Below are 13,677 nucleotides of genomic sequence, written 5' to 3' on the forward strand. Positions count from 1 at the left end.
GATCGAGGTGTTCCGTATTTCTTCTGTAGCCGGCCTCTGTGAGGCCGGGCCTGTGCAAGTCCCCAAGCACCGGCCTCACAGAGGCCGGCTACAGATATTCTTCACGACGATTCGGCGTGAGACCGGCCCAGGAAACGGAGCGGCCGGGGCGCCCCGGCCGCTCCGTTCATCGCGTCACTTCATCCGCTCACCCGAACAGCTTGGTCACCGCGTCGTTCGGCACGAGTTCCCGCGGCTGGTTCAGGTGGTTGTAGGCCAGCGTCCGCGGGTCGATCCCGAAGGCGTGGTAGATCGTGGCGAGCAGTTCGCCGGGGTGAACCGGGTCGGTCTTCGGGCTGGAGCCGGTCTTGTCCGACTCGCCGTACACCGCCCCGGCCCTGATCCCGGCCCCGCCGACGACCGCGGTGTAGCAGTACGGCCAGTGGTCGCGGCCGTCGGCCGAGTTCCCGTTGCCCGAGGTGCTCACGCCCTTCTGCGGGCTGCGGCCGAACTCGCCGACCGCGATCACGAGGGTCTCCTTCAGCATCCCCCGCTGGTCGAGGTCGGTGAACAGGCCCGACAGGCCCGCGTCGAGCATCGGCCCGGACTGGTCCTTCATCCGCTTGGTGAGGCCGACGTGGTGGTCCCACGAGTGGTTGTCGGAGTTCGCCACCTTCGGCCAGATGACCTCGACCACCCGCGTTCCGGCCTCGACGAGCCGCCGGGCGAGGAGGCAGCTCTGGCCGAACGTGTTCTTGCCGTACATAGTCCGGGTCTTGTCGGTCTCCCGGCTGATGTCGAACGCCTCCCTGGCGCGGCCCGAGAGCACCAGGTTCAGCGCCCGCTCGTAGTACCCGTTCAGGTTGTGCTCGGCGACCGCCTTGTCGATGGCCGGCATGCCGGCGTTGATCGAGTCGCGGAGCCTGGCCCGGCGCTCGAGGCGGCCGGCGAACACCTCCGGGCGGAGCTTGAGGTCCTCCGTCTGGATCTTGTCCATCTTGTTCAGGTCCATGTCGTCGCCGGCCGGGTACAGCGTGTACGGGTCGTAGGCCTTGCCCAGGAACCCGGCGGTGCCGCCCTTGCCGATGACGTTCGACTCCTGGAGCGGCCGGGGCAGGGTGACGAACGGCAGCATCGGCACCTCGACCGGCTTGAGGCGGACGAGCTGCGAGCCGAAGTTCGGGTAGTCCTTCGGGTCGGGCGGCTCCAACTGGCCCGACGGGCTCACCTTGTCGGTCGTGTACCCGGTCATCATCTGGTAGATGGCCGCGGTGTGGTTGAACAGGCCGTTCGGGGTGTAGCTCATCGACCGCAGGGTGGTGAACTTGTCGTTCACCTGCGAAAGCTTCGGCAGGATCGACGTGTACTTCACGCCCGCGACCTTCGTCGCGATGGGGCCGAACTCGCTCTTCACGTTGTCGGGCACGTTCTCCTTCGGGTCCCACAGGTCCAGGTGGCTCGGGCCGCCCTGGAGGTACACGAGGATGATGCTCTTGGCCTTGCCCCACCCGGGGCCGCCGGGGGACTTGGCCACTTCCGCGGCCCTGGCCTGGTACTCGAGCATCGAGCCGAGGCTGAGGCCGAACAGCCCCGACCCGCCGACGCGGAGGATGTCGCGGCGGGACAGGTTGAGCCGCGAGTCGCAGGTGTCGTTGCCCTGCCGACCGGGGATCACGAGCATGGGAGGCTCCTGTGAGAGTTCGGGAGGAACGCCCCGGGCAGCGCCGGGGCGAGGGTGGTCGTTAGCGGTTGAACAGGAACGCGGGGCTGTTGATGAGCGCCCAGGCAATGTCTTGCGCCCCGGTCAGCCGGCTGTTCGCCGCCTGACGCGCGCTCGTCTCGGCGTCCTTCCGCAACTGGACGATGTTCGGGTCCTCCGGGGTCGGCACCGAGAGGGCGGCCACGGCGTCCTTCAACTCCTTGAGCTTCGGGTCGGCCGGGAGCGGGGCGCGGGCCTCGTCCGCGGCCTTCTGGAGCTTGGCGAACTCGGGGTCGGTCGCCTTCACGAGCTTGCCCAGGGTTTCGACCTGCTTCGCGGTGCGCTCCGCGGCCGGGGTCGCCAGGACCGTGCGGTACTCCTCGGCCAGCCCGAGCGGCACCGGCGGCTTCGCGGTCGTCACGGAGAGCCGGAAGCGGCCGATGCTGTGGTCCGCCTGCGCGAACTGGTGCGACATCGTGACGGTGAACACGGTGCCGTCCTTGAACCCGGCGGGCTCCTTCAACTCGACCACGGCCCAGTGCGTGACGCCGAAGTTGGGCGCGACCGCCCAGCCCTTGCCGCCGTTCGGGGTGCCGTCGAACGCCGTCTTCACGTCGAAGTTCTGCTGCGAGAAGTCGGCCTGGGCCTTCCCGAACGCGACCGGGGTCGGGTTGCCGCCGGCCTTCGGCGCGGCGGTCATCTTCATCTCGGTCAGCACGAAGTTGCCGTTCGGGGCGCGGCCCGGGCCGCCCGCGGGGAACTTCGGGTCGGCCAGGACTTCGAGCCGGACCGCGGTCACGCCGGTCAGGTCGGTGGGCACGGTGAACGTGTAGTTGCCCTTGTCCGGCTTGCCGGTGGCGAAGACCGAGCCGTCGGCCTGAACTTCCAGCTTGGTGCCGGTCGGGGCCTTCAGCGACTTCGCGTCGGGCGTCAGCACGGTCCACTCGGGGCCGGCCTTGAGCCGCTTCTCGGCGGCGGCGATCTTGGCCGCGATGTCGGCGTCGTACTTCTTGACCGCGGCGTCGGCGGCCGCGATCCGCTCGGCCCGCGCCTTCTCGTCGGCCGCGACCCTCGCCGCGGTCTCCTTCTCGTAGTCGGCCTGCGCCGCCTTGGCCTTCGCGAGCAGCCCGTCGCGCTCGGCCTCCTTCTTCTTCCGCTCGGCCGCGGCCTCGGGCTCGCGCGCCTTGAGCGTGTCAGCGAGCGACTGGTTCTCGCCGACGGCGGCGGTGAGCGCCTCGCGGCACTTCTCGAGTTCCGACTTGTTCGCGTGGCGGTTCAGGACGCGAAGGAAGATCTCGTCGATCAACTTGTCGTCGTCCTTTTCCTTGGCGACGAGCGCGGCGAGTTCGTTCTTCGGGTCGTTGATAGCGTCGGCCACGGTCTGCCCGTTGATGAGCGCCATGACCGGCCCGAGCTGCAGCCCGCTGGTCCGCTCGCACTCGCACGCGCTCTCGCGGACCGGGCGGCCGAACGCCGCGAGGAACCCGGTCGGCAGTTCGACGCCGACGTCGGGTAGTTCCGCGGCCCGGGTGCCGGGTGGCACGCCCGGGATCGCCGACCGCGCGCCCACCGCCTTGTGGACCGCGTCGTACAGCACCTCGGCCGGGAGCCGGCGGGCGAGGGCGTGCGAGAAGTTCGTCTTGTCGTCCGCGTTCCACTTGTTCGACTCGAAGCTGAGCTGGTACGTCCGGCTCTTGCAGATGAGCTTCTGGACGTGCCGCACGTCGAACCCGCTCTTCACGAACTCGGCCGTGAGGAAGTCGAGCAGCTCGGGGTTGGTGGCCGGGTTCCCGGCGCGGATGTCGTCGATCGGCTCGATGATGCCGACGCCGAACATGTACCCCCACTGGCGGTTCACGAAGCTGCGGGCGAAGTAGGCGTTGTCGGCCGAGGTGATCCACTCGGCGAGTTCGGTCCGCCGCGGGGCCTTGTCCTTGGTCTCGAACTTGGCGGGGTAGGGGAACTTGGGGGCGGTCACGGCCCCGGTCCGCTCGTGCTTCACCTCGCCGGCCGCCACGTCCTCGACGATCTCGTACAGCGGCTTGGCCCCCTCGACCGCGGTGCCGCCGATCTTCTTGTCGCCGGACGCCGGGTCGGTCTTCAGCCCGGTGCGGGCGAAGAACGCGGCCATCTGGTAGTACTGGTCCTGGGTCCACCGCTCGAACGGGTGGTCGTGGCACTTGTTGCAGTTGAACCGCACCGCGAGGAACAGGTGCGTCGTGTTCTCCATCGTGTCCGCGGGGGTGCGGAGGATCTTGTAGTACGACGCGGCCGGGTTGTCCTTGTTCGAGCCCTGGGCGGTGAGCACCTTGCGGGCGAACTGGTCGTAGGGCGTGTTCGCGTCCACCTCGGTGCGGATCCACTTGCGGAACGCCGCGGCCCCCTCGACCCCGAGGAACTTGCGGTTCACCTGGAGCAGGTCGGCCCACTTGTTGGTCCAGTACTCGACGTACTCCTTGCTGCCGACGAGCTTGTCGACCAACTCGTCTCGTTTAGTCTTCGCATCGCGAGTGTCGGCGAGGAACGCCCGCACGTCGTCGGCCGACGGCGGCAGCCCGGTCAGGTCGATGGTCACCCGCCGGACGAACTCCTCGTCGGAGCAGATGCCCGACGGCTCGATCTGCATCCGCTTCCACTTCGCGGCGGTCAGCTCGTCGATGCGGTTGTTCGCCGGGGGCTGGGTCCAGGTGAACCCGGTGCGGTCGCCCATCACGGTGAGCGTGGTGGCGGCGTACGCGCCCTCGTACCGGGCGAGGATCGGGGCCTCGCCGCGGCGGATCGCGGTGAGCAGCCCGCCGCGGGGCGACGCGGTCGCGACGTCGGCGTTGCCGGTCTCGACGAACGCCTCCTTGGTCACGTCGCGGGTCTTCCCGTCGGCGAAGGTGGCGGTCACGGTGAACTGCTGCGTCTGGCCGTCCTTCTGGACCACGGGGTTGACCGGGAGCAGCTCGATCTTCGTGACCCGCGGGGCGGTCAGGTCGAGCTTCGCGCCGGCGGCGATCCACCCGCGGATGATCTTGTAGTACGGGTCGTCGGTCGTGATGAGGCCGCCGCCGACGTGCGGGGTCGCGCCCGTCGTCTTGAGCAGCATGAGGCTGTCGTCGGGGGCGGCGACGTTCACCCGGCGGCCGGCGAGGTCGTCGGTGAGCGCTCGGACGTCGAAGATCGGGTCGTACCCGCGGAGCGAGAGCTTGAACCCGTTCTTGCCGGCCTGCGCCCCGTGGCACGTCCCGGCGTTGCACCCGAGCCGGGACAGGACCGGGTTCACGTCGCGGACGAAGTCGGGTGCCGCGGCGACCTCGGTCCCGGCGGCGGGCTTCGTCACCGGGGCCGGGGTGTACTGCTTCGTCACGGTGCCCGTGGCCGCGTCGATGATCCGGACCGTGCCGTCGGCCCCCGCGGCGGCGACGACCTTGCGGTCGGGCCGGAAGGCGACCGCGTACTGACCGGCCGGGACGTTCGCGGTGACCGGCTTGTCGGTCGAGACGGCCGGGCGCAGGCGGGCCAGTTCGGCCACCTCCTCGGGGGTCCGCTGCTGCACCCGCTTCGACTCGATCTGCTTGATCCGCTCGGCGGACTTGGGGTCCAGATCGCCGGGGTACGCCGCGATCAGGACCTGGCCCGTCGAGTCGAGCGCCGCGGCCGCCGCGACGAGGGTGCCGTCCCTGCTGACGGTCACGTCGAAGACGCGGCCGGTCATCGCCGGGAGCGGCCGGATCAGGTTCGCGTCGTCGCCGATCTGGCGGGCGGTCTTGCGGTGCATCCGGTACACCCGGGGGGTGCCGTCCGCGCCGCCGGTGACGATCTCGTCGCGGGTCGGGTGCCGGTCGATGGCCTGGATTCCGCCCTTCAGCGCGCCCGGGGTGATGCTCGTGACGTTGTCGACGAACCGCTGCGTGGCGACCTCGGTCAGCTTGGCGGTCATGTCCCGGCCGACGGACACGATGTGCGAGCCGTCCGCGGAGAACACGGTGCCGAGCACCCAGTCCGAGTGCGCGCCCTGCTGGAGGACCTGCTTGCCGGTGAGCGCGTCGAACGCCCGCACCGTGTTGTCGGAGCAGCCGACCGCGACGTGCTTGCCGTCCGGTGACCAGCTCACGCCGTAGACGGTGTCGTACCCCACGGCGATCGACGCCTTGAGCTTCGCCTTCTCGACGTCCCAGAGCTGGAGCTCGCCCATGCGGCCGGGGTTCCCGCCCGCGACGGCGAGCGTCTTGCCGTCCGGGGAGAACCGCACCGACTGGACCCGCTCCGAGAGGCCGACGAGCCGCCCCACGAGCTTCCCCTGCTCGGGGTCGGTGAGCAGCACCTCGTGGAACCCGGCGACGGCGAGCACCCTGCCGTCCGGCGCGAAGTCGAGCCCGGTGATGACCGGGGGCCGGGTGTACGTCGGCGGGTGCTCGGCGTCGAAGTGGACCGCGGCGTTGGCCGGCGTGTCGTCCCTCGCCCCCTCCGCGACCCACCGTGCGATCAGCTCGACCTCGCTCTCGTGGAGCGCGTCGGCGTTCTTCGGCATCAGCGCCTTGTGGGTCTTTGCGTCCGGAGTGATTTGGCGGAGGAGTTCACTCTCCTTTGGCTTGCCGGGGACGACGGCCTTGGTGCCCGAGTCGCCCGTGGTGAGGAGCTTGGCGAACTCCGTCATCACGTACCCGCCCTGCGCCTTCGCCGGCTGGTGGCAGCCGTGGCACTTGGCCTGGAGGACCGGGCGGACGCTCTTGTAGAAGCTGACCGGCCCCGCGGCCGGGGCGGGCTTGGTGTCGGCGGCGGGGGCCGAGGACGCGAACGCGGCCCCCAGGAGGAGGGTGGGGAGGAGACGAGCGGTCACGGTTCGGTGTCCTACGGGTGTGGGGTGCAACCGGTAGTCAGGTCGGCCCGCCGCACCGGGGCAGTCCGGCGTGCCGTGTGTCGAGCGGTCCGTGCTGGCAGGCGGGCAGTGTGAGTAATTTTCCCCCGCGACAGGAGCCGTGTCTTGTCAAATAGCCGCGAGATTTTGTAATTTTACCGCATGGCTGCGATCCCGGACGACCCCGCGACGTGGGCAACCGCCTTCTTCGACCGCCTCACGCGGCCCGACGAACTGTTCGACCTCTTCGACGCGCTCCCGGGTATTTACCTCTACGTCAAGGACGTCGAGAGCCGGTTCGTGCGCGCCAACCAGGTCGTGTGCGACGTCGTCGGCGCGAAGTCGCCCGCGGCCCTGGTCGGCAAGACGGACTTCGACTTCTTCCCGCCCGCGATCGCCGCGCAGTACGTCGCCGAGGACCGCCGGGTCATCGCCGCCGACAAGCCGCTGGCGAACCAGGTGTGGCTGGTGCCCGGGAACGACGGCCTCCCGCGGCTGTACCTGTGCAACAAGATCCCGCTCCACGACAAGAGCGGCGGCGTCGCGGGGCTCGCGGGGGTGAAGCGGCCGTTCGAGCACTCGGCCGGCAAGGTCGAGGGGTACAGCCGGCTCCTGAACGTGGTCGCGTTCGTCACCGAGCGGTACCGCGAGAACATCGAGGTCGGAGACCTCGCCGAGCGGGCCGGGCTCTCGGTGAGTCAGCTCCAGCGCGAGTTCTCGCGGCACTTCGGGATCACCCCGACGAACTACGTCCGCGAGGTGCGGATCGGGATGGCCCGCTACCTGCTGGAGACCAGCGACAAGTCCGTGTCCCAGATCGCCCTCGACTGCGGGTTCTACGACCAGAGCCACTTCAACCACCACTTCAAAACGCTCACCGGGCTGACGCCGCTCAAGTACCGCCAGCGGTTCCGCACCGCGTGACCGCGGCCCCGTCGGTGAAGAATCGGGGAAAATCCGCCGCCGCCGGCGTAGGTACGGGCGGTGAACGAGTTCCGCAGTGGGGGCCGCGTGTCGCCGGAACGCCCAACGGTCGATGAACCCCCCGTGCCGGAGGATTCCTCCCGGCACGCCGAGTTCCTGCGCCTGTTCACGCAGTACCAGCGCGAGATCTACGCCTACGTGTTCGCACTCGTCCGGGACTGGCACGACGCGGACGAGGTGATGCAGGAGACGAGCCTGGCCCTCTGGAAGAACTTCGCGCGGTTCACCTCGGGCAGTAACTTCCCGGCGTGGGCGTGCGGCGTCGCGTACCACCGCGTGCTGCGGGACCGCCGGGCCAAGGGCCGCGACCGGCACGCGTTCGGCGAGCGGTTCGAGGCGGCGCTGCTGGAGGCCGCGGACCGGACCGCCCGCCACGAGGCCCGCCGCGACGCGCTCGCCGGGTGCCTGGAGAAGCTCTTACCCTCCGACCGGACGCTGATCGAGACCTGCTACGCGACCGACGGCACGATCGGCGCGGCGGCCGACCGGCTCAAGATGACCGCGAAGGCGGTCTACAAGGCGGCCGCCCGCGTGCGCGAGATGCTCGCGGACTGCGTGACCCGCACACTGTCCGCGGAGGGCCGGCGATGACCGACGAAACCCCCGCGGCGCAACTCGCCGCCCTTGTCGAACGGTTGTGCTGGCGCGAAGCGACCCCCGCCGACCTCGCGGCGCTCGACGAGTTGCTCGCGGCCCACCCGGAACTGTGGCCGGCGTACCAGGACGCGGTCCACCTGCACGTGTGCCTGCGGCAGCGGTTCGCGGTCGCGCCGGCCCCGGCCGCGCCGCCCGTGCGGCGAACCTGGCGGCGTGCGGCGTTCGCGCTCGCCGGGTGCGCCGCGGCCGTTCTCGTCGCGTGGGTGGCGCTGCGGCCGGCCGCGGGGCCGCGGGCGTTCGCGACGCTGACTGCGCTCCAGGGCGAACTCGCCGACGGCGACGCGGCGCTCGCCAGCGGCCGGGTGCGCCTCGTCGCCGGGCTCGCCGAGGTGACGTTCCAGAGCGGGACCGTCGTCGTCCTCGAAGGCCCGGCCGAACTCGACCTCGCCGGGCCGGCCCGGGGCGTGCTGGTCAACGGCCGGCTCGCGGCGAAGGTGCCGGCGGACGCGGGCGAGTTCGCGCTCGACACCCCGGCCGCCCGCGTCACCGAGCGCGCGTCCGAGTTCGGCGTCTCAGTGACCCCCGACGGGGCGACCGTCGTGCAGGTCTACGGCGGCACGGTCCGCGCCGGGGACCGGGAGATCGCGGCCGGTGACGCGGTGCGGTTCGGCGGCTCCGATTCGGGCCGGGCGGTCGCGTTCGACGCGAGCCGGTTCGTCCGCGAGATGCCGCCGTTCGAGACCCGCCCGGGGACCGGCAACGACCAGAAGACGCCGTACAACCAGGCGACCAGTAGCGAAATGCGGATCCCGTTCGCCCCGCGGCCGCCGCGGATCGACGCCGACCTCGGCGAGTGGGACCGCGTCCTCGCGGTGAGCGGGAGGTGCGACCCGCCGTTCGACGAGGCGTACCGGGCGACGCTGTTCGCGGCCTACGACGAAACCGCAATGTACCTCGCGGCCGAGGTCGCCGACCCGAACCCGCTCCGCAACCGGGCCGACATCGCGACCGGCACTGAGCCGTGGGCCGGCGGCTCCGTGATCGTTCGATTGAGCACCGACCCATCGCTCGGCTACCCCGTCGACCAGCGGAAGCCGGACCTGAACCTGAAGCGGCCGCCGACCCCGCAGAACACGAGCGAGCGGCTCACCCACCTGATCCTGTGGTACTCGCGGCCGGATGACCGGGCGTGCCTTGACGCCTCGTTCGGCATGGACGAGCACGGCAAGCGCCGCAACCCCGCGGGGGTGATTGGCGCGGCGAAGCGGTGGCCCGACGGCCGCGGGTACACGATGGAGTACGCGGTCCCGTGGGCGGCCCTTGCCGGCCCGGACGCCCGCCCCCGCCTCGGCGACACGACCGGCATCTGCTGGCAGGTCCACTGGGCCGACCCCGCGGGCCGCGTGTGGCGGGGCCAGTTGATCGAAGTGCTGACCCCCGGCGAGACCGGGCTCGTGTTTCACAACGCCCGCCGCTGGGGCCGGGCCGAATGGCTCGCCCCCGGCACCCGCTGACCGTCTTCATCCCCACCAACGGAGGTGCCCCGTGCGCCGCCGCGGCTTCACGCTCATCGAACTGCTCGTGGTCATCGCGATCATCGCGATCCTGATCGGGTTGCTCCTGCCAGCGGTCCAGAAGGTCCGCGAGGCCGCGGCCCGCATGAAGTGCTCGAACAACCTCAAACAAATGGGGTTGGGCTGTCACAACGCACACGACTCCGTGGGCAAACTCCCGCCCGCTTACGCGGGCAGTGCCACGAAGTACACCGTCCCGTCGAGTTCGACGCCCTACTCCGCCGCGCTGGTCGCGGACCGGAAGTACAACTCGTACGCCGGGATCGGCCGGGCCTGGGTGCTCGTGTACCTCCTGCCCTACCTCGAACAGCAGTCGATGGTCGAACGCTTCCCGGTGTCCAACGGCATCCGGTACATCGACGTGTACAACAACGCCGGGACCGTGCGGCCGAACACGTTCGTCTGCCCGTCGGACGTCACGATCGGCAACTTCGGCAGCGGCGGCCCCTACAGCCGAGCGGGCGAGGACGCCTCCTACGCCGGGAACTTCCGCGTGTTCGCCCGCGCCCCCGACGTGCCGTTCGGCACGGCCACGTTCGAGGACTGGTTCGGACAATCGACGCTCGGGGCCAGCTTCCCCGACGGCACCTCTCAGACGCTGCTCTTCGCCGAGAAGCTGGGGAACTGTACCCCGGGCGGCGGCAACGGCACCCGGTGGGCTGGCCCGGCCGACCAGGACGCGGACCCGGGCTGGTCGCGCTACGGCAACGTCTGGAACCCGCTCCAACCGGCACGGTGGCCCGCTCCGGTCTTCTTTTGGCACAATTCAAACAAGTTCCAGGTTCAGCCGCGGCTCTCGGGGGCCTCGAACCTCTGCAACCAGTTGGTGGCCAGCACCATGCACGACGGCGGCATTCAGGTCGTCATGGCCGACGGGTCGGTGCGGCTCATTCGCGAGTCCATCCCCTCGGCCCTCTGGTACAACCTCGGGGTTCCGAACGACGGGACCGCAGTTTCGGGAGAGTGGTGAGCCATGCGAATCCCGATTGTCATCGTGACGCTGCTGGTCGCCGGGTGCGCCGCCGACCCCAAGGCCGGTGTCCTCACGGGCAAGGTGAGCGTCAAGGGCGCGCCGGTCACGGGCGGCGAGGTGTACGTCGTGGGCGGCACGGGCAACCACGAGTACGCGGCGACGGCCGTCATTCAGCCGGACGGGAGTTACTGGATGGACCGCGTCCCGGTCGGGTCCGTCCGCCTCTCCGTAACCCCGCCCCTCGGCGCGAACCCCGGCGACGCCCCGCCGGGGCCGGGGATCCCGCCGAAGTTTCGCGACCCCCGCACCTCGGGGCTCGTCCTCGAAATCGTACCCGGGTCGCAGACCTACGACATCAAACTCGACTGATCCCTTTCGGCAGGCGATCGACTTCACCGTGGCCGACCCGAAGCCCGGCACGAAGGCGCTCCCGCGGTTGCCCGAGTAGCGCGCTCGCGCCAGCCGCACGAGCGGTCTGTACCATGCCCCTTCGTTCGCGGCCGGCGCGTGCCGGTTGCTGAGGAGGGTGTCGCAGTGAACCGCCGCACGTTTCTGCGCTCGCTGCCCGTTGCCGTGTTCACCGTGGGGTGCTGGCGCCCGCCTCAGCCCCGGACCGACACGGCCGCGGCCGAGCGGTTGCTCGATCTCATGAACCGCCGCCTCGCGCTCATGGCCGACGTTGCGCGGGCGAAGTGGAACACCCGCTCCCCGATCGACGACCCGCCCCGCGAACGCGCGCTTCTCGCCGCGGTCGCCGAGTCCGGCCGCGAGTTCGGCCTCGACCCGGCCGACACGACCGCTTTCTTCACCGCGCAAATCGAAGCCGCGAAGGCCGTGCAGCGCGCGTGCTTCCGCGAGTGGGAGGCCGCCGCCCGCGGTCCGTTCCCCGACGCGCCGGACCTCGTGCGCGACATGCGCCCGAAGATCGACGCCGTGGGCCGCGAGCTCCTCGCGGGTCTGAAGTCATATCTCGCCAACGGCCGCCTCGACCTCGCCGAAGTCCGCGCACTTGCGGAGGCGCGACTGACCGGCGACGGCGTCACCCCCGAGGCCCGCTCGCTCGCCATCCGGCCGCTCGCACGGGATTGAGGCTTGCAGGAACTGTTGCGTGTTGCCGGGCCGGCCTCCGTGGCGGCCCGCGCACGACTTCATCGGTTCTCAACCGAGCGATCAACTCTCCGGGCCGCGCACGCGGAGCGCGGTGCCTGTCTCGTTTCGGCGGGCACCCGGCCGGTCCCGCCGTTTTCCCGCGAACCTCGCGCCGGGAACCCGCCTCCCTGACCGTTGCCCCGTCAGCACGACCGCGGGCCCGCCGCAGTCTCCCGGGCGGCGCCGGGACGGGCTCGCCGGTTTCTGCACCAACCAACACGGACCCAGACGCAATCATGACTGAAATGAAGGTCGAAGCCATTGCGCCCATGCTCGCCGGGTTCGCCATCCTGGGAACCGTCCTGGGCATGGTCCTGCGCGGCTGGTCGAGCATCAAGGGGCTCGTCCACACCGCGTTCCGCATGGTCGTGACGCAGGTCCACCTGAAGGACGAGGCGACGTCGCACGCCGTCCTCGCGCACCTGATCCGCACCTACCGCCGCTCGACCCTCGGCGAGAAGACGTTCGGCGGCGCGCACGAGTCGTTCCGCGACGGAAAGTACGGGCACGTCCCGTTCGAGTTCTTCGGCGGCCACCGCGTCATGTTCTGGGTCGGGTGGGTTCCGCTGTGGTTCAACGTGACCGCGGAGAAGAGCGACGACAAGGGCGCGATCTACTGGGGCGGGAAGCCGAAAGCGGACATGAAGTCGAGCCTGTCGTTCCTCCGGGGCACGGTGGACGTCGAGGCGATCGTGCGGGCCGCGTCGAGCGCCCGTAACCAGCTCTACTGGGCCAACGGCGTCTCGGAACACAAGCGGTTCTTCATCAAGCGGGTGCCGGACGCGACCGAGGTGGGCCGCCAGCGGTACTCGGCCGGCACGAGCGTCGCGTGGTACCAGGAGGGGCTGTACCGGCTCCTGGCGCACACCCCGGACCAGCTCGGGAAGGGCGCGTCGCCGCTTTCCCCGGGCCGGTCCACGGACAAGCTGTACTTCCCGGACCACGTCCGCAAGCTGATCCGCGAGGTCGAGATGTGGCGGAACCTCCGGGACTGGTACACCCAGCGGGACATCCCGTGGAAGCGCGGGTGGGTGCTGTACGGCCCCCCGGGGACGGGCAAGAGCGCCGTCACCCGGGCCATCGCGGAGGACCTCGACATGCCCCTGTTCGTGTACTCGCTGGGGCAGATGCTCAACGAGGACCTGGAGCAGTCGTGGGCCGAGATGCAGGCGCACGTCCCGTGCATCGCGCTGTTCGAGGACTTCGACAACGTGTTCCACGGCCGCGAGAACGTGTACGGCAAGCCCAAGCTCGCGGACCTCGTCGCCGCCTCGGCCGCGGCGAAGGCGGGCGGGGGCGGTGACGACCAGGGCGGCGGGGGCGGGGGCGGGGGCGGCACCCAGTCGTCCGTCCTGAACACGGGCAAGTTGAGCTTCGACTGCCTGCTGAACTGCCTGGACGGGGTCGAGAAGAGCAACGGGGTGTTCACGGTCATCACGACCAACCACATCGACAAGCTCGACCCGGCGATGGGGCAGCCGCGGAAGAAGGACGACGGGACTGTGGAGTTCATCTCGACCCGCCCCGGGCGGATCGACAAGGCCATCGAACTCGGGTACATGGAGGACGCCGACAAGCTGAAGCTCGCCCGGCGGATCTTCTTCGACGACGAGGTCGGCTACCGGCGGATCTGCCGGATGGTCGAGGTGGAGCCGAATCGCAAGGAAACGCCGGCGCAGTTCCAGGAGCGGTGCGCCCAGCTCGCGCTCGACCTGCTGTGGCAGTCCACCCACCCGGACCCGGCCGCCGAGGCCGAGAAGGCCGCGACGAGCGGGATCGTCCCCCGGACCCGGCCCGAGGGCCGTGCGGCCGACCTGGCGTTCGAGCCGGCCCAGCGGGCGTGAGGCCGGCGTGCCCGTGGCGTTTGCGTGTGACTGCG

9 protein-coding genes are annotated in these 13,677 nt (G+C 70.4%); 7 read left to right on the plus strand and 2 right to left on the minus strand.

Features of this window, described 5'->3' with window-relative positions:
* Positions 1–187: 187 nt before the first annotated feature.
* Both ACTIGN_RS30450 and ACTIGN_RS30455 read right to left on the minus strand, forming a co-directional pair.
* Positions 188–1,660 (minus strand): DUF1501 domain-containing protein, encoded by a 1,473-nt coding sequence (locus tag ACTIGN_RS30450; RefSeq protein ID WP_439631036.1) that lies wholly within the window; start codon positions 1,658–1,660, stop codon positions 188–190.
* A 61-nt stretch (positions 1,661–1,721) separates the two neighbouring features.
* A complete protein-coding gene (locus ACTIGN_RS30455; protein ID WP_439631038.1) occupies positions 1,722–6,503 on the minus strand; it encodes a DUF1549 domain-containing protein in 4,782 nt (1,593 codons plus the stop codon).
* Positions 6,504–6,683: 180 nt separating this feature from the next.
* Here ACTIGN_RS30455 and ACTIGN_RS30460 point away from each other — a divergent pair, with 180 nt between their 5' ends.
* From ACTIGN_RS30460 to ACTIGN_RS30490, 7 genes are all read left to right on the plus strand, one after another.
* The gene (locus ACTIGN_RS30460; protein ID WP_439631040.1) at positions 6,684–7,445 is read left to right on the plus strand and encodes a helix-turn-helix domain-containing protein; all 762 of its coding nucleotides are present in this window, start codon (positions 6,684–6,686) and stop codon (positions 7,443–7,445) included.
* Between the two features lie 123 nt (positions 7,446–7,568).
* Positions 7,569–8,096 carry a sigma-70 family RNA polymerase sigma factor gene (locus ACTIGN_RS30465; RefSeq protein WP_439631042.1) on the plus strand — a complete coding sequence of 176 codons (528 nt, stop codon included), beginning with the start codon at positions 7,569–7,571 and terminating at the stop codon, positions 8,094–8,096.
* Positions 8,093–9,616, plus strand: a complete 1,524-nt coding sequence (locus ACTIGN_RS30470; RefSeq protein WP_439631044.1) for a hypothetical protein — start codon at positions 8,093–8,095, stop codon at positions 9,614–9,616. Before ACTIGN_RS30465 ends, ACTIGN_RS30470 begins: the two co-directional genes overlap by 4 nt.
* Before the next feature lie 31 nt (positions 9,617–9,647).
* Positions 9,648–10,646 (plus strand): DUF1559 domain-containing protein, encoded by a 999-nt coding sequence (locus ACTIGN_RS30475; protein WP_439631046.1) that lies wholly within the window; start codon positions 9,648–9,650, stop codon positions 10,644–10,646.
* A 3-nt stretch (positions 10,647–10,649) separates the two neighbouring features.
* The gene (locus ACTIGN_RS30480; protein WP_439631048.1) at positions 10,650–11,018 is read left to right on the plus strand and encodes a hypothetical protein; all 369 of its coding nucleotides are present in this window, start codon (positions 10,650–10,652) and stop codon (positions 11,016–11,018) included.
* 165 nt (positions 11,019–11,183) lie between these two features.
* On the plus strand, positions 11,184–11,738 hold the full coding sequence (gene aroQ / locus ACTIGN_RS30485; RefSeq protein WP_439631050.1) for a gamma subclass chorismate mutase AroQ: 555 nt from the start codon (positions 11,184–11,186) through the stop codon (positions 11,736–11,738).
* Positions 11,739–12,034: 296 nt separating this feature from the next.
* The gene (locus ACTIGN_RS30490; protein WP_439631052.1) at positions 12,035–13,642 is read left to right on the plus strand and encodes an AAA family ATPase; all 1,608 of its coding nucleotides are present in this window, start codon (positions 12,035–12,037) and stop codon (positions 13,640–13,642) included.
* Positions 13,643–13,677 lie beyond the last annotated feature (35 nt).

This window comes from Gemmata sp., assembly GCF_051859125.1.
Classification (GTDB): domain Bacteria; phylum Planctomycetota; class Planctomycetia; order Gemmatales; family Gemmataceae; genus Gemmata.

What these genes read in the sequence shown, in the direction of transcription:
- ACTIGN_RS30450 (WP_439631036.1), bottom strand. Translation starts at nt 1,660, where the DNA reads ATGCTCGTGATCCCCGGTCGGCAGGGCAACGACACCTGCGACTCGCGG.
- ACTIGN_RS30460 (WP_439631040.1), top strand. Translation starts at nt 6,684, where the DNA reads ATGGCTGCGATCCCGGACGACCCCGCGACGTGGGCAACCGCCTTCTTC.
- ACTIGN_RS30470 (WP_439631044.1), top strand. Translation starts at nt 8,093, where the DNA reads ATGACCGACGAAACCCCCGCGGCGCAACTCGCCGCCCTTGTCGAACGG.
- ACTIGN_RS30480 (WP_439631048.1), top strand. Translation starts at nt 10,650, where the DNA reads ATGCGAATCCCGATTGTCATCGTGACGCTGCTGGTCGCCGGGTGCGCC.
- ACTIGN_RS30490 (WP_439631052.1), top strand. Translation starts at nt 12,035, where the DNA reads ATGACTGAAATGAAGGTCGAAGCCATTGCGCCCATGCTCGCCGGGTTC.